This is a genomic window from Gordonia sp. NPDC003424 (genome assembly GCF_053588655.1).
In genome coordinates, this window is the sequence record NZ_JBSFQJ010000001.1 from 46113 (window position 1) to 69039 (window position 22927).

Here is a 22927-nt window from a genome sequence, read left to right on the forward strand (position 1 = left end):
GACATGGCTGATCGGTCATCGACGAAGGCCGCGGTGAATCCCGGTTCGGCCCGTGCTTCGACGCGGGTCGTCGAGGAACTCGAACGCATGATCGTGACCGGCGAGTTGCTGCCCGGCCAGGCGATCCGTCAGGAGCTGATGGCCGAGCGTCTCGGAGTGAGCCGACTTCCGATCCGGGAGGGGTTGCGGCAGCTCACCTCTCAGGGACTCGTGGAGCACGAGCACAACGTGGGGTACCGCGTTGCACGGCTCAACCAGTCCGAGTTCGACCAGATCTATCTGATGCGCGGCGCGCTGGAGAAGGAGGTGCTCGCGTCCATCCCGCGACTCAACGACGCGGTGCTCGGCGAGATCGTCGAGATCGGCGAGTCGGTACGCGAGGCCGCGGTTCGCGGCGACATCCTGGAGATGCGAATGCGTAACCAGGACTTCCACTTCGCGATGTTCGAGCGTTCGCCGCTGCGGCTGGTGACCGCCGAGTTACGGCGCCTGTGGAACCTCGCGGCGCCCTATCACGCCGCGTACCTGTACGACGCCGAAGTCCGCCGCCGCGTCTGTGCGGAGCATGACGCGATGATCGACGCCCTCCGCGCAGGCGACAACCAGCAGTTGATCGAGTTGATGAACGAGCACCGCCACGGCGGTGAGGCCAGCACCGGCGTCATGCTGGGCGGCCACCGACCGAACTGAGCGTGCAGATGACCACCGACTCCCCCACACCCGACACCCGCCCACCCGCAGGTCGAGTAAGTCCACGAGGAACGAGCGAGCCCCCCTCCGCCGGTCGAGTAAGCCCGCGAGGAACGAGCGAGCTCCCCTTCGCCGGTCGAGTAAGCCCGCGAGGAACGAGCGAGCGCATCGAGACCACCAGCCGCCCAGACGATCTCGATGCGGCTCCTCGCAAGCTCGGAGCCTTACTCGATCAACGAGACGACGAGACGCTCCACACCAGCCCGCGAGGAACGAGCGAGCCCCCCTCCGCCGGTCGAGTAAGCCCGCGAGGAACGAGCGAGCGCATCGAGACCCCCGCGGCCACCCCACCCGCCGGTCGAGTAAGCCCGCTAGGAACGAGCGAGCGCATCGAGACCCCCGCGGGCACTCCCTGGGATCCCGACGTGCAGGCCATCGTCGACCGGATGACCGCCGCGGGGATCGCCTCGATGCAGGAGACGGGCATCGAAGTGACCCGCCGGAACCTCGAAGCCATCGTGCGCCCGCCGGGTCCCGAGATGCGGTCGGTCGTCGACGCGACCGCCGAGGTGCGCGGCAGGGTGTCGGTACCGGTACGGGTCTACCGCCCGTTGCGCGCACCGCAGACCGATGCGCCCGCCCTGGTCTGGTATCACGGCGGCGGCATGGTGATGGGCTCGCTGCACTCGTTTGATCGGGTCGCGCGGGACATCGCCGAGGCGACCGGCGCCGTGCTGGTGAACGTCGACTACCGCCTCGCCCCCGAACACCGTTATCCCGCAGGCAATGACGACGCGTACACGGCGCTGCTGTGGCTGCACGCGAACGCCGGGGGCTTCGGTGTCGCGACGTCGCGCATCGGCGTCGGGGGCGACAGCGCCGGCGGCGGGCTGGCCGCCGCCACCGCGCTGCGCGCCCGCAACGACCGGGGACCGGCCCTGGCCCAACAGGTGATGTTCTATCCCGGCGTCGAGCGCCGCACCGACCGCCCGTCGATGCGGGAGTTCGGGAACAGTCCCTTCCTGCGGGCCGAGGACATCGACTGGATGAAGAACTTGTACCTCGGCGACGATCCGGACTCGGACGACGAGTACGGAATCCCTTCTCTGGCAAGCGATCTGCGCGGTCTACCGCTGGCGGTCATCGCGGTGGGCCACGGCGACCCGATCCGCGACGGCGTCGAGGACTACGGCCACCGGCTACGGGAAGCCGGTGTGCAGACGGCGTTGCTGCGCTATCCGGGCGTCGGCCACGGTTTCGTCATGCAGACCGCAACCGTGGCGCGGGCGCGGGCGGCGGTGGCCGAGGTCGGCGCCCTGGTGGCCGCGCGGTTCGCCCATCCCGTCTGACATGCGCCGGGATCACCACATCGTGGGCTCGTGGTGACCGGCGCGAATTCTCCGTGACCGGCCGGGCAGCCGATACGATGGGCCGCGTGTCCACCAGCGAAGCGTCAGATGCCACCCAGGACATGGCGGTGGCGCTGCTGCGGTTCGTGGATCTGCTGGCCTTCGCCTCGCACAGCAACGCCAAACGCCGCCGTTTCGAGACCGCGACGGGACTTCTGGTGCCCCGGTCGGGCATCGAGACCCTCGACATCCTGGCCCGGCGCCCGCACACCGCCAAACAGCTCTCGGCGGTCCTGCGCATCGACCTCACCCAATCCAGCCGGCAGGTCGCGCGTCTCGTGCGGGCCGGGCTCGTCGCCAAAGGCCGGTCCGACGCCGACGGCCGGCTCGTCGTATTGGAGTTGACTGATCACGGCCGCAGTGTGGTGCGCCGATGGCAGACGTCCTGGCTCATCGAGATGCGCCGCCCGCTCGACGGCTGGCGCGACACCACGATCGCCACCTTCACCCGCTGGATGTCGTTGGTGCTCGAGCGCCTCGGCCCGACGATCGCCGACGACCCGGCCGTGCCGCTGCTGAGTTCCACCGACTCCCCCGACCTGACCGCGCCGCTCACCGGACGCACGGTGGTCGACGACTGCCTGCGCGTCATCGGCGACCTCGTCTATCTCTTCGGTCGCGAGGATTTCGATGCGTTCCTGCGTGATTCGGGTGTCGACATCGATCGTCAGCGCTTCTTCGTGGTGCAGGACGTCGGCCTGTTCGGACCCACCACCATCTCCGAGCTGGCGGCCCGGCTCGACATCGAGCAGTCCCGGGCATCTCGGACCGTCACCGCGCTGACCGACGACGGGATGCTGCGCAAACAGATCGGCGGGGACGGGCGCGAACGACGCCTCGTGCTGTCCGAGCAAGGCGCGGCAGCTCTCGACGATGTCCGGGAAAAACGACTCGGATTGCTGCGCAGCGCTTTTGACGATCTACCGGATGCGATGCGGGCGAAGTATGCCACGCTCACCGAGCGCTACCTCGACGAACTGATGGCCACCAGTGACAATGCGGCGCGACGATACATCTCGACCATCCCGCCGGCGATCGAGTGACTGTCCGGCTCTGCCGGCGGGTCGGCCCACGTAAGTTCAGATGCGCACCGCGGTCAAGAGCTTTCGCAACGGTACGTCGTTGTCGGCCAGGACCTCCGGCCCCGACCGGTATCCCTTGGCGAGCGCGTTACGGATGGCCACGAAATCGGCCGGCGCGTTGACACATTCGGCCGCGATCAACCGATCTGCCGCGAAGTACAGCGCCACCCGACGATTCGGCTTGGCGGGATCGGTGCGCACCAGAACCGTTGTGTGACCGGCGATCTGGCCGACAATCTGTAGTTTCCAATCGCCCTGATCGGACCAGAACCATGGATCCGGCCGCTTCGGGGGCTCGCTCCCCAACAGCGTCGCGGCCGCCGCCGCGGCCTGTTCCATTGCGTTGTCGACGGATTCCAGTCGGAGCCGTCCGCCGTCGATGGTCGTGGTGACGGTGCAGTCACCGATGGCGACGGTGGAGCCGTCGGATGTCACGCACGCAGCGTCGACGACGACACCGCGGTCGACGGCCAGGCCCAGCTGTTCGGCGAGTTCGGTCCGCGGCTCGGCGCCGACACCCACCAACACCGTCGATGCCGGGATCTCGCGGCCATCGGCCAGACGGACGGAGCGGATGGCGTCGTCGGAGATGACGATCTCGGTGGGCAGGACGTCGAGGAGGACCTCGACGCTCATCGCACGATGGGCATCGAGCAGAAAGCCCGCTGTCTCCACCCCGACGGCACGGCCCATCAACTGCCGGCCCGCTTCGATCACGGTGACATCCGCGCCCAGGCCGCGCATCGTTGCGGCCACCTCGAGACCGACGAATCCGCCGCCGATGACCACGACCGGCCCCGCGGTGACCCGTTGCGCCAACAGCTCCGCATGATCGATTCCACGCAATACCAACACATCCCGGTGATCCGAGCCGGGTATGGACAGTCGACGGGGCCGGGCACCGGTGGCCAATACGAGTCGGTCGTACCCGACTGACGTCGAGCCACCGTCGAGGTGGTCGACGTGCACGACGCCACCGGCATCGCGCCGATCGATGCCGGTGACGCGGGCCCCGAGGATCAGTTCGATCCCGTTGTCGGTGTAGTACGACGCCTCCCGCAGCAGCAGAGTGTCCACGTCGGCATCGCCTTTGAGCCACGCCTTCGACAGCGGAGGCCGCTGATACGGGAGGTGCGTCTCGTGACCGATGAGCGTCAGATCACCGGTGTAGCCGCCGGACCGAAGGTGATCGGCGAGCGCAACGGCGGCGTGTGAGGCGCCGACCACCACGATTCGTCCCGGTGGTCCTTCGCCGGCGCCGACTCCGATGTGTTCGGACACTGCACTCACACCTGTTCGTCGGGTATCCGGACGTGGAGGTCGATGCCTTCGCTGAGCGTGAGCTGACACGACAGCCGAGATGTGTCCTCACGGTCGGAGGCGGTGCACTCGAGCATGTCTTCCTCGTCCTCGGACGGTTCGTCGAAGTACGTCGCGTCGTCGGGATCGAGGTAGACGTGGCACGTCGCGCAGGACAGCGTTCCACCGCATTGTCCGACAATCCCTTTGACGCCGTTGCGAACCGCCGTCGACATGACCGAGTCGCCGACGGCACCGTCGATGACGGTCACCTGACCGTCCGACAGTGTGTAGAACACCTTGGGCATCGCGGGTCCCTACCAGGTGACCGGCAGATCGACCACCGGCTGGGTGAGATTGTCGTGGTTGATGACCGCATCGCCGTCGAGTTGGAGCTGCGGTAGGCGACGGAAGAGCTCGGAGATCGCCACCTGCATCTCCATCCGCGCCAACGGGGCACCCAGGCAGTGGTGAATGCCGTAGCTGAGCGTGAGGTGCGGGTTGCTCTCCCGCTTGATGTCGAACTGAGCCACGTTGTCGACAGCTGCGGCATCATGATTCGCCGACGACGGGTCCGCCATGATCGCATCCCCCTTGGCAACCAGCTGACCATCGAGCTCGACGTCTTCGGTCGCCACGAACGGCACCAGTCCGGACGCACCCCCCACCTTGCCGGTCAGCTCGAATCGTCCGTGCCGCAGCACCTCCTCGACGGCGGTCGGAACGACACCGTCGATGTCGGAGAGCAGGATCTCCAGCTGATCGGGGTTGTGCAGCAACGACAGCACCCCGGCACAGATGAAGTTCGCCGTGTTGTCGAATCCACCGATGATGAGAACCAGTGCGATCGGCAGGATCTCACCATCGGTCAGGGTTTCGTCGCGGTCTCGCGCGTTGGCCAGGTCGCTGAGCAGATCCTCCTGCGGGTTCTTCCGACGTTCCTCGATGAGCGCCATCATGTACACCACGAGCTCGGTCATGTTGGCCACGACCTCTTCATCGGGCATGTTCGCCACCGCGAGCGTCGAGGAACTCCACTTCTGGAACTTCTCCCGATCCTCCGGCGGAACCCCGAGCAGGTTCGCGAGCATCTGGATCGGCAGCGCCACGGCATAGTCGTGCACCAGGTTGGTGGGTGCACCCTTGGCGACCATCTGGTCGATCAGTTCATTGGCGAACTCGACCGCCGAATCCCGCATCGCCTTCACGCGTTTGGGCGAGATCGACTTCTGCACAAGCTTGCGCAGCTTGGTGTGATGCGGCGGGTCCTCGAACTGCAGCGTCGTCTTGAGGAAGTCCGGGAACTCCACGAAGTAGGGAACGACGCGTTCGCCGGTACGGAAGGGTTCCCGCACGAACCGCGGGTCCCCCAGCATCTCGCGCGCCGTCGAGTTGCGGTGGACGATCCAGGCGTCGCCACCGAATGGCATCGGCACCTTGGTCATCGGACGATCCTCACAGATCGCCTGGTAGCGCAGCGACGCCTCGGCAGGTGAGACGGGCGAGAACGGATACTGGGTGAGGGGTTCGGCGGTTCCCTGCGGGTTTGCCGTGGTTTCGGTACTCATCGTGGACAACTCCGGGGCTGTGTGGACGGGCGGGTCAGGAGACGGGCATCTGCGCCGGCGCGACGATCTGCGGGATTGCCTCCGGCGTGATGGCCATGATCTGATCCCATTGCTCCGCAACGGTTTCGATGGTGAGTGACGGATCATGGATCCCCACGGTGTTGACCAGGGCGAGCCGGTTGACGATTCCGCCGGCGACGTTGAAGACCTCACCGGTGACCTCGCAGTTCGGATGCACGAGGTATGCGGCAACGGGCGCAACGTGTTCCGGCAACAGCGACGTGCGCATGTACTCCATGATCTCCGGCGAGAGCGTGTCGGCGGCCGCCTCGGCCATCCGGGTTCCGGCACCGGGGGCGATGGCGTTGACCTTGATGCCGGCCTCGAGACCTTCGAGGGCCAGGTTGCGGGTCAGGCCGAACAGTGCGCCCTTCGACCCGCCGTAGTGCGCCATTCCCGGATTGCCCAGCATCGCTTGGGAAATCGTGTTGACCACCCGGGGGGCGGGAGACTCCAGCAGGTACGGCCAGGCGGCGCGCAGCACGCGTAGCGCCCCGAAATAGTGCACGTCGAGATGGCGCTGATACTCCTCGTCGGGCACCTCGCGGAACGGAGCGGTCCGCACGATGCCGGCGTTGTTGATCACGGCGTCGAGGTGGCCGAAGGCTGAGATGGCGGTCTCGACGAGTGCACGGGCTCCCTCGTCGGTGGAGATGTCGGCGGTGGACGCGACGGCCTTGCCGCCATCGGCGACGATCTCCGCGACGACCTCATCGGCGGGGCTCACCAACTCGACACCCGAGCCGTCGATCCGGGCGCCGAGGTCTCCCACGACCACCGAGGCGCCGCGCGCGGCGAGGAGCTTCGCGTGTGCGCGTCCGATGCCGCGGCCGGCCCCGGTGACGATCACCACGCGGTCAGTGAAATCCAGTGTTGTCATTGTTGTTTCCTTCGGGGATTCGGTCAGGTCACGGACGGGTGTCGCCACCGTGGTAGCCGGTGTCGGCAACCCAGATGGTGGCCTGCGCCTCACGCGCGGACTTCTCGAAATCGAAGACCTCCACGCCGACGGTCATGTACAGCGTCGAGCGGTCGGGGCCACCGAGCATGCAGGCCGATGCGGTGCCGTTCTCGAGTGGGATCGCCACCGCGTCGGTGATGGTGCCGCCGTCGACGAACCTTGCGACATAACCGCTTCCGGGCATCGCGGCCCACACACCGCCCTGCTCGTCGAGACCGATGCCGTCGGGCAGGAACGGGCAGGCGGCGAACTCGCGGGGATTCGACAGATTCCCTTCAGAGTCACGGTCGATGACGGTGATCTTGTTGGCCATGACCTCCGCGGTGTAGACCTTGGAGCCGTCGGAGCTGATGGTGATGCCGTTGGCGCACATCAGCGGACCGACCTTGTCGGCGGTGTGCGTGGTCGCGTCGGGCTCGACGACGATGATCGGCGACGGGACAGGTGCTTCGCCGGCGAAGATGTCGAAACCGAGCTGCGTCACGTAGGCCCGGCCGTCGGCGTCGACGACCATGTCGTTGGCCGCGGCGAGGCAGTGCTCGGAGATGTCGGCGTAGACGCTGAGATCGTCGGGACTCGTGCCGCCGTGGACCAGAACGAGGCGCTCGTGCATCGAAACCACGATCAGCCGACCGTCGGGCAGCCATCCGAAGCCACCGAGCACGATCGGCACATCGGTGTTGGCCCGACGGGCCGTGGCATCGACCACGACGGTTGCTTTGCCCTCGGCGTCGAGTGTCTTCAACGTCGCGGTGTACATGTCCGAGAACCAGAAGGCGCCGTCATGCCAGCGCGGGCATTCAGGCCACGAGAAGCCGTCGGCGATCTTGCGCCCGGCCAGGTTGCGAGCACCCGCTTCGGCGACGGCGGTGGCAGCGGCATCGGGTGATGGGTATGTCATCTTCGGGTCCTCCAGGTGCTGACCGGGTTGGGGATTGGGGTTCGACGGGCGGACGCCATCGTCGACGCACACTCGGGTGTCGCGTCGAGAAACTCGTATGTTCTTGTGTACCAGTCGTTTACGAACTACTCGTGATGCCGATCACAGTAACTTATATATGCTCTTTGTCAACTAGATCGGATGACACTCGTCCGCCCTCCGGATGCCGGGTCCGGTTCGGCGGGACTGCCCGTGAACTGAGTCACACGATCCTGCTCTGACACGGACAATAGATTCTGTTCCGACGGAGTTCCCGGGGCCGTCCCATTGAGCGGACACCCGGTCCTGCGCGGCGGCCCGGCAGTTACCTTTGTGTCGTCGTCGGTGATCAGTTGTCGCGCAAAGTGTTCGTTCCATACCTCGACCCGAGTTCGGCCAGTCGCTCCAGCCAGGCGAAACGCTCGACGCTGTCCGCGAGTACGTATGGATCTTCTCCGGCTCGGGATCGAGAGCCAGCTCGGTGAGGTACTTCTCCATTTCGGCGACCGAATCGGACTGTCCGATCGCTTGTTGCGCGGCCGTCTCACCGCCGAGATGAAACCGGCCGCCGGCGATCGCCGAGGTACCACCCACTGTGGCCGGCACTTTCGAGAACCAGCACCCGGGCAGGTTCTCGGCCGCCCGACCGCCGTCAGCCGCCGCCGATCACCCGACGTCACGCGGTTGACGCAACACCGTCGAACACACCGCATTTCGAAGGAGTTCATGTGAACTTGCACAACTCGATCCGCGACAAGGTCGGAGCCGCACTTGCATCCGGCGCTCACTCCGATGAGGTGCCCACCGGCAACTGAGAGACCCGCCACGCGTAGGTGTTCATCGGTGGAATCACCGGCAGGATCAGTCCGACCGCGACCGCCCAGACGGCGACGGGCAGCAGATCTGCCCATCCTGAGCCGTGATCGAGCAAGAACTGCAACACGCCCGCGCTGACACCGAACCAGATCGCCACGACGATCAGCACATCCCACGACGTCCAGCTCGCCAGCGAGGTTGCCGTCATCAGCGCCACCGCCAGGCCGGCGACCACACCCGCCCACACACCACCGGAGTCGATGCCGTGCGGGACGTGCATGCCCACCCGGCACCACGTCGCGAGGCACGTGAGAATGACAAGCACCACAACAGCGATCGCGCCGACGATCCGGAGGGGCGACTGTCGCCGCCACCGACTCCGTTGCTCGGGCGGCATCGACTTCACCGTCAAGCACCGACTGTTGAGCCACACCCCACCCGCTACGACGACGGCGAGCGCAAGAACAATGACCTCCCAGCCGAATTGCCGGGCACTCGGATGCCCGATTGCCCAGAACACCATCGCGATTCCACCGATCGCCGCCGCAAGGCCGACGAAGAGTTGGGTGGTCCACCAGATACGGGCCCGAGCCCTCGACACGTCATAGGTCTCGCGCACGCAGTTGACACCCGCACAACACACCGGGTCGCCATCCGGTCGATAGGCCTCGGCAAAGTCCCCGATCGGCTGCCAGCGCCGGGGTACGGCCAGCCCCCGCAGCGCCATGATCGTCCCCGAAAGGAACAGCACCACAGCGAATCCGATCTGCCAACCCATGTCGGCGGCGCCGACACCCAGCATCACAGCGGTCGCGAGGGCAACACCGCCGACCAGTGCCGCGCGCATCGGATCGACCGCGAGCACGAGCGGCGGTACAACAACCCGGGCAAGGAGAAGTCCTGCCTTCACCAGCCAGCGGGATACCTGAAAACTCTTGGTGTCCCGGGGATTCACCGCTCGCAGTGCGAGGGGCGCGACTCGGGCAACGATTCCGTACCGATACCCGGCGGGTAGGTCGGCCAGTGACTCGGCCCCTACCGTTTCCAGCGGACTCGCCGTGCCGCCACGCTGGGATTCCTGGAAGGCCAGTTCCTGCGCCGTGGTCCGTGCGGCCTTGGCGGCTGCACTGCGATCACGGCCGACGCTCGCAGCAGGGTCGCGCTCGTTGGGAAATGTCTCAGGATTGACGATCGTTGCTGTGTCGGTCCGCGGCGACGACGACCTGTTCCGTGCCGCCCCCTCGGACCCGGCCGGCGCAGTCAGAATCTCGACGACGCCGGCCGCACCATCCATCCGACCCCAATACCAATCGTTGTCCCGCCACCCCGCATCAAGGAATCCGCCGAACCGCGCCAACGGTGTGCCGGCCAATTTGAGATCCGAGCGTTCGAGCCGGATCGCGGTACGCACATCCTTGACCGATCGCCCCTCGTCGTCCATCGGTGAGATGGATCCACTGATCCAATTCTGCAACAGGCCAGCTATTGCTCTGTGGCGCAGCACAACAAACCTGGAATCGTCGCTGAACTCCGCGGGGCGGGTGTCGCCGGTGATCTCGTGAAACCCGATCGACGACGCGGTCCCCGGGACACCGGTGGCGGAGAGCAACCGGACCAGCCTGAAGCTGTCGGACTCGGCGACCCCGTCGGGACGGCCGCCGGGCGTCAGTCTGGCGAATATCGACTCCTCCCAGTCTCGTCGGGTGACATCGTCGAGCATCTGTGTACTGACGGCCACGCGCTGCAGACAATGCAGGTACGTCGAGGATTGTCCGGATAAGCGAGAGGAAGCTGGTTTCGGGTGGAGTGTCGTCTTTCGGGATGAGTGACAGCGCATCATCTTTCGATACCGGCCACAGGGTGGTGTAGAACGCCGCGTCATCCACGCCGGACCCGGGACAGAGCAGATCGGTGGCCGAGTGCATCTGCAATCGTCGTTGCCGGGCCAGTCCATCGACCACCCGCTCGATCCGGGTCTTTCGACGACGCACCTGCTCAACCATGGCCGTGTCCACGGTCTTTCGACGAGCCTCGACGAGCACGGTAAGACACCGGTACAGGCCGCTCTTGATGGTCCCGAGGGGCATAACGGAATCCACCGCCGTCGGCGTGAGTCGCTGTAATTGTTGGGTCCAGGAGATCAGAATCTGCGCGGTGTCCAGGGCCGCACCAACGTCGCCGCACCGGAACACCCAGCACGCGCACTGCTCAGAACTGACGTCAGGCTGCGGATCGGGCGTACGGACGATCATCTCGTATACCGCGTCGACGGCGTTCTTGACGCTCAAGGCCTGCACTGCACTGACCCCGTGGTATGGCCTTGCGCTGTGCGGGCGGATGTTCATTTCCATACCGGGCGCCGCGGCCAATGACCCGAGCCGTTCGATGTCGACGGCCTTGCGTGCCTCGATGTAGCGCGTGATGTCGACCTCTGGGATCACCCCGTTTCCGGGAAGAAGTCCGGCAAGCCCCTCCAGTCGGCCGGCAACCTCCAGGGAACACTCGTTGTGTTCGCGGATGGCCGCGATCTCGTCGGCCGCGGTCTCCTCCCGCATCTTGAGCCCGATGCTGGCAGCGATCACCTGCGACCAGCCTCCCTGTTGCGCAAGGCGACTCAACCGTCTGCGGCTGGCCGCTCTATCCGAGGACGCCACCGGCCCTCCGGCCTCGATCTTCACGTCGACGGGCAGCAGGCGTGGACGGATCATGGCCGGCGGCTCCGGGTCCAGGTAGACCAGTCGCCGTTCGGTCTTGTTCCCGGCCGGCGCTCGGGAGATCGCGCGCAAGGCGCGGTCGATCGGGATGTTGTCGAAGACACCACCGTCGATGACACGGAATTCATCACAGTCGCGGCCGAGACGTGCGTCCCCCTGCTTCCCGGACCGCGCGAACGGAAACGCCGAAGCCATGTTGACCGCCGACAATGCAGGTGCCTCGTCGGGCTTCCATCGCGGACCCGCGGCGAGTGCCGTGCACGGTGCCACCTGTCGATCACAGTCCACCGAGTGAATGGCTGCCGGTTCGAACGCTCCGGGAAACGACGACGATGCCCGCGCTGCCAACGACATTCGCGCGCGTACCACCGGGACAGTCCCACCCGGCACCATATCGGCGCCGTCGTCGTACACGGGTTTCTTTGCACCGTCAGACTTCTCAAGCAGAATGCCCGGAACCGTGGAGTATCGAGAGGCGAGACCACCGGGTCCGCGAACAAACGAGAACGAGGCGCGGTTACCGAGGTCGGGTACCTGCGGGTCGGTGAGCATGGTCGCGGCGAGTTCGACGGCGACCCGTTCGGCAACCGCATCCGGATGTGCACTCGTGCGTGCCTTGTCCACGATGGCCGCCGTCGCCTTCTCGATGTTCGCCAGGAGGCCGCTATCGCCTTTGAGGAGCGACGGCACCGAGCCGAAGCCCGGCTCTCGGATCAACTTCCAGAGATCACCGACGTCGATCCAGAGTGTGTGCAGCGTGTCGTCGATGGCGACCCCGTAGGTCTGTGCCAATGCGAAGAAGACCGCATTGAGTCCGCCGGCGCTGGCGCCTGCCAGAATGTCGAATTCAATTCTTGTGTAACTGGATTGACTGAACAGCCGACGATACAGGTGCGCCCGGCGGGTCCGCGGGTCGGTCGCCGCGCATTCCGCGGGTTCGCCGTCCTCGCAAAACACGCACTGACAGTTCTCTGCTCCCGCCACCGCCCTCCGGAGCAAATCGAGTTCGACGACGACGCCGCCGATCCATACGGCCATGCTCACTCCGCCCCGCATGGCGACAGCGATCCGCAAGATCTTCTCGGGTTTCGACGTCTCGGGCATTGCTCCACCTCGATCTCGACGACTTGGACAGGGCAGGCTGCCCGGGTACCGCGGCCGCATCGCCCCGTATATATACGATTATGAAATCTGCCGAATCAGGTCGACGGCGAATCGACTCTTCTCGTCGACGAAATGGTGATCCACGCTAAATCCGAATTGGGCAAAGTCGGCGCGCCGATTCGGACCATCACCGATCGGTCATCAGACAGACGTGAGAGCCGATGCGGCCTCCGAGGAACCGTCGCTTCCCGACACGCCTGCGGCCAACGCATAGTCCTGGGCCCACACCTGCTTGCGCGCCACCGTCCGATCTCGCCAATGCTTATACGCACCAGTATGTTTCGCCAGGGCGGCCTGCGTGATCACCCGTCCCAGCTCGGTGTAGGCGGCAAACTGTGATTCCTGGAACCACTGATCCGAGGTGCTGTCGTGAGGGAACACGGAACTTGTTTCGGCGTAACGGAGCAGCCAGCCCGGGCACTTGGGGGTGAGCACCGTCTTTGCGAAGACCAGTGTCCCGACGCTGTCCTCGGGAGCACCCAGTCCGGCGGCGGGCGGGTACTGGATTCGGCCCACGATCACGGGCATCCGTGCAACTCGGCCATCCAACGTCGTCCCGACACCTTGCGCGGATTGAGCCGTCGCCACGCCCGGCGCGATGTTCTGGAGGTCGCTCTCGGACAACGTGATCGTCACGCCGAGTTCGGATTCGGCGAGCCTAATCGCCTCGTACAGGGTGGTCAGGCTGGGCGGCGGATCGCCGCTGGCATCGATGCAATAGATGAGCCGGCAGCGACGGCGGAGCGCCTCGACCAGGCCGAGATTCTCGTAATGCCCACCGTCGGTCACCTGCACGAGCCGTGCGATCGAGTTGTGGATTCCGAACAGTTCTCGGTAGAAGTACGACACACCACGGAAGCAGGGCATCCGATGCGGAACATACACGCCGCGCTCATCGTCGCACCGGGCATGCTGGGGCCGCTGGGCCCGTTCCACCCACTTCGGATTCGGTAGCCAGGACCCGAGTCGCGCGCCCGACACTGCCAGGAACTTGTCGAACCACCGTCCCTGCCGACCCATCGCCGAGGCGAATGCGGCCCCGCTGATCGCCATGGCCGCTTCCACCGTCAGGTCACGCGCGATTCTCGGTGTGGCACGCTCGAACGTGTGCTCGGTGCTGAGGTAGCCGAGGTCGGGTCCACCCAGGTAGTCCGATGTGATGGTGTAGGAGAAGGCATTCAGCCCGGGGGCCGGCCGGTCTCCATCGGTCACGGCGGCCGCGCTGGAGAAGACGAATTGCGGTTGCTTGGCGGAGGTGACGCCATAACGGTCGAGTCTCGTCAGCGTGCGATACCGGTACGGCGCGGCCCTCCCCTTGATACGCCGGACAGCGAACGCAGAGGCCAGGCGATGACGGTAGAACGGGTGCAGGCTCACCGACGTCACATCGAGCAGGCCGGTGACGGCAACTGCGACACCGGATATCACCAGCGTCAGGATGAACGGTCCGCCTGGCCGGAAGATGGTGTCGGCGCGGTCGGCGGCATTCGAGGCGACGCTGAACATCTCCACCGCGCAGAAGCCGAAGACGATCAGCCACGTGGCACCCAAGATCAGCAGCGACACCGCGGTCGCGATGATGGGTACCACCCCATGCGGAATCGCGCTCACCACACCGGTTTGCGGTCCTCGGCGCAGCACCACCCTCTTAATCCAGGACACCCACGAGTTTCGGCCCTTCCACAGGATCGCGGTGAGGGTGGCGACAAACTGAAACACGACCACGAGCGAGAATCCGCCGGCGGCCCCCGCCACCGTCGGAGTATCGCCTGACATGTGGGTGAACGTCCAGGCCAGGCGCATGACGGCGGGCAGCGCGACCGTGGCGACCACGATGAGAACCGCCATCGCGGCGGCCGCCTGCACGATCCGCATGCATGCCTCGTAGCGTCGGGTGAGCTTCGGTGTCCGGCCGGTGACCTCAGCCAGCGTGGCGAGAACCAGCGCAACGGTCCCCAGCGCGACGATGATGCCGACCGCGATTCCCACTGCCACGGCACGATCGTGGTTGAACCACGGCTCATGGTGCACGGGAGAGGGATTCACCGCGTAGGTGGGCACGGGGTAGAGCACCGCGCCACTGAGCGCACCGAGCAGCACGGCCGGGGCGAGCAGAGTTGTCAACGCCACCAACAGGTTTCGTGTGATGACACCCATCGCGACGATCAGCTTGCCGACCGAGTCGCCGATGAAGCTGGAGTTCTGGCGCAGGTGATCGAACTCCACGGAGCCGGGGCCGAATCGGTCCGAGAGCTTCGGCGCCTCCGGTTCTCCCGGCGCGGGCACCTGGGCCAGTAGGTGTGCACCCGCACTGTAGCCACCGCCCGACACCGAAATGATGTGGTCGAAGGCGTCGAGCATGCGGCGCGTGGTGCCTTCGGTTTCGACCTCCTTCTCGGCCATCACCTGCATGGCGCCCATCGCCACGCACGCCGAACGGATGCCTCCACCCGACAGGCACAGCGCGGTGCCCACCTGATCGGCAGGTAGGCCGTCGAGGTCCGGCACCTGATAGGCGTTACGCCAGCGTCCATCGCCATCGGCCTCTGAGGCACGTGACGATCCTGACAGCAGCAGGTCACGATCGGTGTCGACGGCGGTGTCTCGGGTGCCGCGCAGCCGAAGGTGATCGAAGATCTGACGAAACGCGAGGGCGATGAACCCGAACACGAGCGGCAACGCCGAGAACAGCGCGACATACTTGATGGTCGCGACGGCGGCCACCCAGGTCCTCAGATCGTTGTTGATCAGCGGGTGCTGGGCGATGTGGGCGAGCAGGGCCATGCCGACGAGGGCGGCCCCGACCTCAGCGAGTGAGCGGGTGATCGCCGCGTAACCGAAGACACGGACGAACACGGCACATGTCGTCAGGGCGACGACGTAGGCGGCCATGCAGGCGTCGTCGTGCCGGACCGCATCACGCAGCGATGCCGGCCGATCGGCGGTCCGGCGCAGCAGGAATTCACCCACTTTGTCCGCCGCGGCGTCCGGCGTCACCAGGCAGATGACCCCGACCGAGACCACGACGATCACGGAAGCCAGTGCAGTCACCAGAAGCGGATGTGCCTGCATCCATTCCCTCGCCCGACTTGCGCCTTTGCAGACCGCCCGCGTCGCCTTGTATCCGGTGCGGTGGATCCGCCTCCGCACGCCCCGATAGCCTCCGCTCATGGCTGCCACCTCCGGTGTCGCAGACCCCCGCATGATCAGCATTCGGCACCGGCCGGCCTGTGGCATGCGTAGTCGACTACTCGAAACTTTCCGGCCCCCCACGCGAGACCGCACTGGCGCCACATTTCTGCAACGTGTTCTAATTTGAGGTGAGAACACGTTCCACCTGTGGCGTACGAAGGGACCTCCATGGCCGACGCGACCGAAGCAGCACCACCGCAGAGCACGGCTGCCGAAACCTACGACGTGATCGTCGTCGGCGCGGGAGCTGCCGGCCTGTCCGCGGCCATCACCGCAGCGGCCAACGGCCTGAAGACGGTCCTCATCGAGAAGTCGCCGTATTGGGGTGGCTCGACGTCGCGGTCGGGCGGCGGTGTGTGGATTCCGAACAACTCTGTGCTCAAGCGCGACGGCGTCGACGACACCACCGAGAAAGCGCGCGAGTACGTGCACGCGATCATCGGCGAGCACGCGTCGGCCGAGCGGATCGATGCCTACATCGACCGCGGTCCCGAGGCACTCGACTCCCTCATGAAGCACGCCCCGCTCGACCTCGAGTGGGTCAAGAACTACTCCGACTACTACCCCGAAGCACCCGGCGGCCGCCTGGGCGGGCGGTCGGTGGAACCACGCCCGTTCGACGCACGCGCCCTCGGCGACGACCTCAAGACGCTGCACCCGCAGTACACCAAAGCACCGCTGAATATGGTTGTGCTGCAATCGGATTACCGATGGCTCAACACCGGGTTGCGGCATTGGCGCGGACCGGTGCGGATGGGCAAGGTCGGCGCACGGTTCTTCTGGGCGCGCTCGCGCGGCAAGAAGCTCATCGCGATGGGCGCCGCGCTCGCGGCCGAGCTGCTGCTTGGTGTCCGACGGCTCGGTGTCCCGCTGCGATTGAACACCGGCCTGACCGATCTGCTCACCGAGGACGGGCGGGTGGTCGGCGTGATCGCCGACGCCGAGGGCACGCCGATCGAGATCCGCGCCCGGCACGGCGTGATCCTGGCGTGCGGGGGTTTCGAGCACAACACCGAGATGCGCCGCAAGTACCAGCGCGAGCCGATCAGCTCCGAGTGGACGACGGGTGCGCCGTCGAACACCGGCGACGGCATCAATGCCGGATTGAAGATCGGTGCGGCGGTGTCGCTCATGGACGACGCCTGGTGGGGACCGACCATCCCGCTGCCGCGGGGTCCGTGGTTCGGGCTGTCCGAGCGGGCCGTGCCGGGCACCTTCATGGTCAACGAGCGCGGCGAGCGCTTCATGAACGAATCGCTTCCCTACGTCGAGGCCGTGCACCAGATGTACGGCGGCGACTTCGGGCAGGGCTCCGGCCCGGGCGAGAACGTGCCCGCGTGGCTGGTCTTCGACCAGACCTGCCGTAACCGCTACCTGTTCGCCGGCGTGAACGCCCGTCAGCCGTTGCCGAAGAAGTGGTTCGAGTCCGGTGTCGTCGTGAAGGCCGGCTCGATCAGGGAACTCGCCGACAAGATGGGGGTGCCGGCCGACGCGCTGTCGAACACCACCGAACGCTTCAACGGGTTCGCCCGCTCCGGCATCGACGCCGACTTCCACCGCGGTGAGAGCGGGTACGACCACTACTACGGCGACATCACCAACAAGCCCAGCCCCAGCCTCGGTGCGCTGACCAAGGCACCGTTCTACGCGGTCAAGATGGTGCCGGGTGACCTCGGAACCAAGGGCGGCATCGACACCGACGCCGCCGGTCGCGCACTGCGGGCCGACGGTTCGGTGATCGACGGTCTCTATGCAGCGGGAAACACCAGTGCTCCGGTCATGGGCCACACGTACGCCGGCCCGGGCGCCACGATCGGGCCGGCGATGGTCTTCGGATATCTCGCCGCGCTCGACGCCGCCGACAAGGCCCGGACCTCCGCGCCGTCCACCACGACCACAGGAGCCTGAACAGCGATGCCCATCGATCCCGCCGTCGCCGTCGGCGCCGAACTCCCCGAGGTCAGTTTCGAGTGGACCGCGTCCGATGTCGCGTTGTATCACCTCGCCGTGGGTGCGGCCGCCGACCCGATGGATGCCGCCGGTCTCGCCTATGTCGATGACGTCGCACCAAAGGTGTTGCCGTCGTTCGCGACGGTGGCCGCATCGTTCCACGCCACCGAGGCACCGAAGGTCTCGTTCCCGGGGATCGACATCGACCTCGCGAAGGTGGTGCACGGTAGCCAGCAGGTGATCGCCCATCGGCCGTTGCCGGCGAGCGGGAAGGCAACGATGCGGACGCGGATCGTCGAGGTGCAGGACAAGGGGTCGGCAGCCGTGGTCATCCAGGAGTCGGTGACCACCGACGACGCCGGCTCACCCCTGTGGACGGCCCGCTCGTCGATCTTCGCCAAGGGCGAGGGCGGTTTCGGCGGTGAGCGTGGGTCGTCGTCGAAGGTTGGGTATCCCGATCGCGATCCCGACCACCGGATTTCGGTCGCCACACTGCCGAACCAGGCACTGCTCTATCGGCTGTGCGGCGATCGCAATCCCCTGCACTCGAACCCGGATTTCGCTGCGGCAGCAGGCTTTCCACGACCAATCCTGCACGGACTGTGCACCTACGGTTCGGTCTGCCGTGCGGTCACCGATGCCGTGCTCGACGGCGACGTCGCCGCTGCGGCCGACTACTCGGCAACCTTCGCCGGCGTCGTCTTTCCCGGCGAGACCCTCGACGTCAACGTCTGGGATGAGGACGGCCGACTGCTGATCACGGCGACGGTCGCCGACCGCGACGGCGCCCCCGCCCTGGGTAATGTCGTACTGACGACAACGGGAAGGTGATCGACATGGCCAGCACACTGCGCTGCCCCTGCGGCGAACGCATCGAGGCTGTCGACGACGACGAACTCGTCGAGAAGGTCCAGGCGCACCTCGCCGCAGAGCATCCCGGCCGGGACTACACCCGCGAGGAGATCCTCACGATGGCGGCGTTCGGCTGACCGCCGAGCCACGTACCCTCTTCGTGGAAAGCGGCACAATGCCACCCCATCCGAGGAGAAATCAGAAGATGAGCGATTCCCTGCAGTCCCTGCTCGAGTCCGACCGCCGCGTGGCCGTCGTCGCGGATCTGGTCGCCGTGATCGACATCGAGGTGTCGGAGCAGAAGGGACTCGGCGGAGCCGCCGTCAAGACGGGCTACGCGGCCGCGCAGAAGGTGAAGCCGGGCGTCGTGTCGTCGGCGACGAATTCGATGTTGCCGAATTTCCTCTCAGCGCTCCAACCACTGTGGGACGACAAGCCGGCCGACACCTCGTTCGCCGATCATCTGACCGCCAACTCCGATGCCGCCGCCGAGGCCTTGCTGACGGTCACCGACGACCAGGCGGTGACGGCGAACCCGGCGCTGGCAAAGGTGTACAACTCGTTGCGCCGCATGGCCAAGGGGTCTGTGGCCGACGCAGTGCCGCGCGTGGGCGCGGTGATCGAGAAGCACGCGGGCTGACCGTCGTTTCGCGCCTGGCGGAGTGGACCGCCCGGCAACCCTCGAGGCATTTCGACAAGCTCATTGGGCGAGACGGCATCCCGCTCCCTGAGCCGGCCCGGAGTGCCGGCGGCCCTTCGCGGTGCTCGCTGACTCAGGATCCGCGCGGAAGCGAAGGGTCAGGCTGCCGAGGTGACGATGAGCAGCAGCCCGACGACGACCGCGATCAGCGCGGCCAGCATCGACAGCACACGCCATACGTGCACGCGCGCGGGTGAGTACTCGGTACCTTGTGAAGACGCGACCTGGGGTGAGGCCATGATCTCTCACTTTCGGTTGTCCGGTGCAGCATCGATCGCGAAGTTTCACGATCACCGGTCTGTGTTACTGCTGTGATTAATGTTCCACATGTTGCGACGTAATGTGGGTCACAGCACGGGCGTGTCGCGATCTCGAACAGGCAACATCGTGGGAGTACGCAGGGAGGGACCCATGACCGAAGCCCCGTCTGAACACGCAGGCGGCCGGACCATCGGGGGTATGGACCTGCGCTCGGCGTGGCTGATCCTGATCGCGTGCGCGGCGGTCAGCATGGTGGTCGCCGCGATGGCGGCACTCAACACCGCGCTCCCCGACATCGCGAAGGACACCGGTGCCGACTCCGGTCAGATGACATGGATCATCGATGGCTACACCCTCGCCCTCGCCGCCCTGCTGCTGCCGGCAGGAGCGATCGGTGATCGACTCGGTCGTCGTGGGGTGCTGATCGTCGGACTCATCGCGTTTGCCGTCGCCTCGCTGTTGGCGATCTGGATCAGCGACCCGACCCAACTGATCGGCACGCGGATACTGGCCGGCGCCGCCGCCGCACTGATCATGCCGACGACCCTGTCGTTGATCACCTCCGGTGTCCCCGAGGACAAACGCGCGATCGGCGTGAGCATATGGGCCGCGGTCGCCGGTGCTGGCGCGATCGCCGGATTCCTGGTGTCGGGTCTGCTGCTCGAGTTCTTCACCTGGCATTCGATCTTCATCACCTTCGCCGCGTCGGCCGCGTTGACCACGGTGCTATCCCTCACCATTCGCGGCTCCAAGGATCGCAATCCCGGCCGCTTCGACATCGCCGGCTCACTCACGTCAATTCTTGCCGTCATCGGGATCGTGTTCGGTCTCCTCGAGGCGCCGCACCGCGGCTGGTCGGACCCGCTTGTCCTCGGCACCCTCATCGGCGGTGTCGTGCTCGTCGTCGCGTTCTGCATCCTCGAATTGCGCATCGCGACACCGCTGCTCGACGTTCGGCTGTTCACCAACCGAGCCTTCGGCGCCGGATCGTTGTCGGTCATGATGCAGTTTTTCGCCACCTTCGGCACGTTCTATCTTCTGCTGCAACAGTTTCAGCTGGTGTTCGAGTACACGCCGCTGCAGTCCGCGTTCGCCCTGATGCCGATGGTTGCCGGCACCGCGATCTTCGCGCTCCTGGGCAACTGGGTTGCCGTGCGATTCCACTCGCTGCGCTTCGTCCTGGCCGGCGGAATCCTGCTCGCGGGCCTCGGCATCGTCTTCCTCGGCGCCATTCACCACGACACCTATTGGTCCCTGGTGTGGTGGATCGGCTTGTCCTCCATCGGCATCGGTTTGGCGACAGCTCCGTCGACGACGGCGATCATGTCGAACACACCGCTGGCCAATCAGGGCGTGGGTTCGGCCGTCAACGACACCGCACGGGAGATCGGGGCCGCCATCGGCATCGCGCTCGCCGGCAGCATCGCCGCCGCCGGGTACGCGTCGCGGATCGCACCCGTCGCCGACTCGGTCCAGACACAGATGGCGCAAGCCGGGCAGCAACGTGTCGCGGCGGGCGATCAGGCGGGCGGTCAGATCATGATCGAACAGGCAGATGCCGCTGCCGACCACATCTCGCGCTCACTCGCCGAAGCGACGACCGTCGCCGATCGGTTGGCCGCCCAATCCCCGCAACTGGCGCAGCAGATCCTGCACGGTGCGCAGGAAGCGTTCAGCGCGCCGGCCAGCCAGGCGTACATCATCCTCGGTGCCATCCTGACGGGCAGCGCCCTGGTCTTGCTGTGGCTCGCCCCGCGGCGCGTCGTCGAGCCAGGCGAAGACCAGTGGCCGTCATCGGCCGACGATCTCGACGACACCACCGATATCTCCACCGACGTGCGTGACTGATGCTCTCGCCGGACAGCGCCGTCGGGACCGTCATCGCCGTCGCAATTCTCGTCGTCGTGATCGCCGCGACGATCGGGCTCCGACGGGTGCCTCCGGCGGTCGTGGCGGTGCCTGCCGCAGCGATTCTCGTCGCGTCGGGGCTCACCGACTGGTCGTCGGCCGTCGACGAGATCCGGTTCATGGCCCCGACCATCGGATTCCTGGCCGCGATGCTGGTGGTGGCCGATGTGTGTGCCCGCACCGGGGTGTTCGGCTGGGTGGGATCGGTCCTCGCGCAGTGGAGCCGCGGATCATCGAATCGGTTGCTGCGCATCGTTTTCGTGGTAGCCGCACTCACCACCGCGGTGCTGTCCATCGATACGACAATCGTATTGCTGACGCCGGTGGCCGTGGCCACGGCTCGGCGCCTTGGTGCACGCATCGGACCTGTGGGATACGCAAGCAATCACCTCGCCAACACCGCATCGACGTTGTTTCCGGTGTCAAATCTGACCAACCTCCTGGCGTTCAGCGCGACGGGATTGAGCTTCCTCGGTTTCACGGGGTACATGGTCGGCCCGTGGCTGGCCGCAATCGTGGTGGAGTATCTGGTCTTTCGATGGTTCTTTGCCCGAGAACTGTCGGCGCCCATGCGTCCGGTCGCAGCCGCCGAGCCTGACGCCGCGCCCCAACACACTCCGGTGGCCATTCTGGTGTGTCTGGCATTGTTGTTGGTCGCCTTCGTGGTCGCCGAGCCGCTCGGTGTCCCACTGGTGGTGGTTGCCACGATTGGTGCGCTGATCATGCTGTTGCCCGGTCTGTTTCGTGCTCCCGCCGAGACCGCACGCAGCACGGTGCGCGCCGTGAACATCCCGTTCCTCGCCTTCGTCGCAGCGCTGGGCGTGATCATCCTGCCGGTGCGTCAGGGGCCGCTCGGTGACGCGGTGAGTCGGCTGATCCCCACGGGGACCGGGCTGTTGGCCCTGCTCGCGGTTGCCGCACTCGCCGCAGTGGTGGCGAACGTGCTCAACAATCTGCCGGCCACCCTGCTGCTGGTGCCGTCGGTCGCCCATCAGCCCGCGCTGATTCTCGCAGTTCTGTTGGGCGTCAACATCGGACCGAACCTGGCATGGTTCGGCTCGCTCGCCAATCTCTTGTGGCGCGACGTGATGCACCGGCATTCGGTGGCCACGCCGTCGCGGCGGTACGTGCTTCTGGGGTTGGTGACGGTGCCGCCCACGCTTTTTGTCGCGGTGGTGGCGTTGTGGGTTGCGTTGCAGGTGAGTTAGCGGTCGTCAGAGTGGGCGGTCTCGATGCGCCTCGGGCTCGCTGCGCTCGCTCGTGGCTTACTCGACCAGCGACGGAGGGAGCCGTGCCGCTGGTCTATGTCTGGCGACCCGAGGGGCCCTCCCGCTGGTCGACTATGCCCGGCGACCCGAGGAGCCCTCCCACTGGTCGACTAT

Annotated in this window: 18 protein-coding genes; 9 read left to right on the forward strand and 9 right to left on the reverse strand. The window is 66.2% G+C overall.

Annotated features, from left to right (window positions below):
* The first annotated feature begins 3 nt into the window (after positions 1–3).
* The 3 genes from ACWDTI_RS00220 (at position 4) to ACWDTI_RS00230 (ending at position 3142) form a co-directional block, all read left to right on the forward strand.
* Positions 4–690, forward strand: a complete 687-nt coding sequence (locus tag ACWDTI_RS00220; protein WP_449736020.1) for a GntR family transcriptional regulator — start codon at positions 4–6, stop codon at positions 688–690.
* A 446-nt stretch (positions 691–1136) separates the two neighbouring features.
* Positions 1137–2039 (forward strand): alpha/beta hydrolase, encoded by a 903-nt coding sequence (locus ACWDTI_RS00225; protein WP_449736483.1) that lies wholly within the window; start codon positions 1137–1139, stop codon positions 2037–2039.
* A gap of 86 nt (positions 2040–2125) precedes the next feature.
* Entirely contained in the window at positions 2126–3142 is a 1017-nt protein-coding gene (locus tag ACWDTI_RS00230) for a MarR family winged helix-turn-helix transcriptional regulator (RefSeq protein ID WP_449736021.1), read from the forward strand.
* Between the two features lie 36 nt (positions 3143–3178).
* Here ACWDTI_RS00230 and ACWDTI_RS00235 read toward each other — a convergent pair whose 3' ends face one another.
* The 8 genes from ACWDTI_RS00235 to ACWDTI_RS00270 all read right to left on the reverse strand — a co-directional run bounded on the left by ACWDTI_RS00235 (position 3179) and on the right by ACWDTI_RS00270 (position 15853).
* Complete coding sequence (locus ACWDTI_RS00235; RefSeq protein ID WP_449736022.1) at positions 3179–4462, reverse strand: NAD(P)/FAD-dependent oxidoreductase; 1284 nt, start codon at positions 4460–4462, stop codon at positions 3179–3181.
* A gap of 5 nt (positions 4463–4467) precedes the next feature.
* Positions 4468–4788, reverse strand: a complete 321-nt coding sequence (locus tag ACWDTI_RS00240; RefSeq protein ID WP_449736023.1) for a 2Fe-2S iron-sulfur cluster-binding protein — start codon at positions 4786–4788, stop codon at positions 4468–4470.
* 9 nt (positions 4789–4797) lie between these two features.
* On the reverse strand, positions 4798–6048 hold the full coding sequence (locus tag ACWDTI_RS00245; protein WP_449736024.1) for a cytochrome P450: 1251 nt from the start codon (positions 6046–6048) through the stop codon (positions 4798–4800).
* A 34-nt stretch (positions 6049–6082) separates the two neighbouring features.
* Positions 6083–6988 (reverse strand): SDR family NAD(P)-dependent oxidoreductase, encoded by a 906-nt coding sequence (locus tag ACWDTI_RS00250; RefSeq protein ID WP_449736025.1) that lies wholly within the window; start codon positions 6986–6988, stop codon positions 6083–6085.
* 28 nt (positions 6989–7016) lie between these two features.
* The gene (locus ACWDTI_RS00255) at positions 7017–7970 is read right to left on the reverse strand and encodes an SMP-30/gluconolactonase/LRE family protein (protein ID WP_449736026.1); all 954 of its coding nucleotides are present in this window, start codon (positions 7968–7970) and stop codon (positions 7017–7019) included.
* A gap of 802 nt (positions 7971–8772) precedes the next feature.
* Positions 8773–10215: a DUF3376 domain-containing protein gene (locus ACWDTI_RS00260; protein WP_449736027.1), complete on the reverse strand. Its 1443-nt coding sequence runs from the start codon at positions 10213–10215 to the stop codon at positions 8773–8775.
* A complete protein-coding gene (locus ACWDTI_RS00265; protein ID WP_449736028.1) occupies positions 10136–12622 on the reverse strand; it encodes a patatin-like phospholipase family protein in 2487 nt (828 codons plus the stop codon). Before ACWDTI_RS00265 ends, ACWDTI_RS00260 begins: the two co-directional genes overlap by 80 nt.
* Positions 12623–12823: 201 nt before the next feature.
* Positions 12824–15853: a hypothetical protein gene (locus ACWDTI_RS00270; RefSeq protein ID WP_449736029.1), complete on the reverse strand. Its 3030-nt coding sequence runs from the start codon at positions 15851–15853 to the stop codon at positions 12824–12826.
* A 189-nt stretch (positions 15854–16042) separates the two neighbouring features.
* Between ACWDTI_RS00270 and kstD the strand changes: the two genes are divergently transcribed.
* From kstD to ACWDTI_RS00290, 4 genes are all read left to right on the forward strand, one after another.
* Positions 16043–17782 (forward strand): 3-oxosteroid 1-dehydrogenase, encoded by a 1740-nt coding sequence (gene kstD, locus ACWDTI_RS00275; RefSeq protein WP_449736030.1) that lies wholly within the window; start codon positions 16043–16045, stop codon positions 17780–17782.
* A 6-nt stretch (positions 17783–17788) separates the two neighbouring features.
* Complete coding sequence (locus ACWDTI_RS00280) at positions 17789–18655, forward strand: MaoC/PaaZ C-terminal domain-containing protein (protein WP_449736031.1); 867 nt, start codon at positions 17789–17791, stop codon at positions 18653–18655.
* 5 nt (positions 18656–18660) lie between these two features.
* A complete protein-coding gene (locus ACWDTI_RS00285; protein ID WP_449736032.1) occupies positions 18661–18813 on the forward strand; it encodes a DUF1059 domain-containing protein in 153 nt (50 codons plus the stop codon).
* Between the two features lie 68 nt (positions 18814–18881).
* Positions 18882–19316, forward strand: a complete 435-nt coding sequence (locus tag ACWDTI_RS00290) for a DUF6918 family protein (protein ID WP_449736033.1) — start codon at positions 18882–18884, stop codon at positions 19314–19316.
* A 158-nt stretch (positions 19317–19474) separates the two neighbouring features.
* Here ACWDTI_RS00290 and ACWDTI_RS00295 read toward each other — a convergent pair whose 3' ends face one another.
* Positions 19475–19615, reverse strand: coding sequence for a hypothetical protein (locus ACWDTI_RS00295; RefSeq protein ID WP_449736034.1), 141 nt, complete (start codon positions 19613–19615; stop codon positions 19475–19477).
* A gap of 172 nt (positions 19616–19787) precedes the next feature.
* On the opposite strand from ACWDTI_RS00295, the gene ACWDTI_RS00300 reads away from it, so the two are divergent.
* Positions 19788–21485 carry an MFS transporter gene (locus ACWDTI_RS00300; protein WP_449736035.1) on the forward strand — a complete coding sequence of 566 codons (1698 nt, stop codon included), beginning with the start codon at positions 19788–19790 and terminating at the stop codon, positions 21483–21485.
* Positions 21485–22753, forward strand: coding sequence for an SLC13 family permease (locus ACWDTI_RS00305; RefSeq protein ID WP_449736036.1), 1269 nt, complete (start codon positions 21485–21487; stop codon positions 22751–22753). Before ACWDTI_RS00300 ends, ACWDTI_RS00305 begins: the two co-directional genes overlap by 1 nt.
* The last annotated feature ends 174 nt before the right edge of the window (positions 22754–22927 follow it).

Excerpts from the sequence above, each read along its gene's own strand:
- ACWDTI_RS00285 (WP_449736032.1), top strand. The coding sequence starts at position 18,661 with ATGGCCAGCACACTGCGCTGCCCCTGCGGCGAACGCATCGAGGCTGTC.
- ACWDTI_RS00300 (WP_449736035.1), top strand. The coding sequence starts at position 19,788 with ATGACCGAAGCCCCGTCTGAACACGCAGGCGGCCGGACCATCGGGGGT.
- ACWDTI_RS00270 (WP_449736029.1), bottom strand. The coding sequence starts at position 15,853 with ATGAGCGGAGGCTATCGGGGCGTGCGGAGGCGGATCCACCGCACCGGA.
- ACWDTI_RS00265 (WP_449736028.1), bottom strand. The coding sequence starts at position 12,622 with ATGCCCGAGACGTCGAAACCCGAGAAGATCTTGCGGATCGCTGTCGCC.
- ACWDTI_RS00240 (WP_449736023.1), bottom strand. The coding sequence starts at position 4,788 with ATGCCCAAGGTGTTCTACACACTGTCGGACGGTCAGGTGACCGTCATC.
- ACWDTI_RS00280 (WP_449736031.1), top strand. The coding sequence starts at position 17,789 with ATGCCCATCGATCCCGCCGTCGCCGTCGGCGCCGAACTCCCCGAGGTC.
- ACWDTI_RS00220 (WP_449736020.1), top strand. The coding sequence starts at position 4 with ATGGCTGATCGGTCATCGACGAAGGCCGCGGTGAATCCCGGTTCGGCC.
- ACWDTI_RS00250 (WP_449736025.1), bottom strand. The coding sequence starts at position 6,988 with ATGACAACACTGGATTTCACTGACCGCGTGGTGATCGTCACCGGGGCC.
- kstD (WP_449736030.1), top strand. The coding sequence starts at position 16,043 with ATGGCCGACGCGACCGAAGCAGCACCACCGCAGAGCACGGCTGCCGAA.
- ACWDTI_RS00290 (WP_449736033.1), top strand. The coding sequence starts at position 18,882 with ATGAGCGATTCCCTGCAGTCCCTGCTCGAGTCCGACCGCCGCGTGGCC.
- ACWDTI_RS00295 (WP_449736034.1), bottom strand. The coding sequence starts at position 19,615 with ATGGCCTCACCCCAGGTCGCGTCTTCACAAGGTACCGAGTACTCACCC.
- ACWDTI_RS00305 (WP_449736036.1), top strand. The coding sequence starts at position 21,485 with ATGCTCTCGCCGGACAGCGCCGTCGGGACCGTCATCGCCGTCGCAATT.
- ACWDTI_RS00255 (WP_449736026.1), bottom strand. The coding sequence starts at position 7,970 with ATGACATACCCATCACCCGATGCCGCTGCCACCGCCGTCGCCGAAGCG.
- ACWDTI_RS00225 (WP_449736483.1), top strand. The coding sequence starts at position 1,137 with ATGACCGCCGCGGGGATCGCCTCGATGCAGGAGACGGGCATCGAAGTG.
- ACWDTI_RS00245 (WP_449736024.1), bottom strand. The coding sequence starts at position 6,048 with ATGAGTACCGAAACCACGGCAAACCCGCAGGGAACCGCCGAACCCCTC.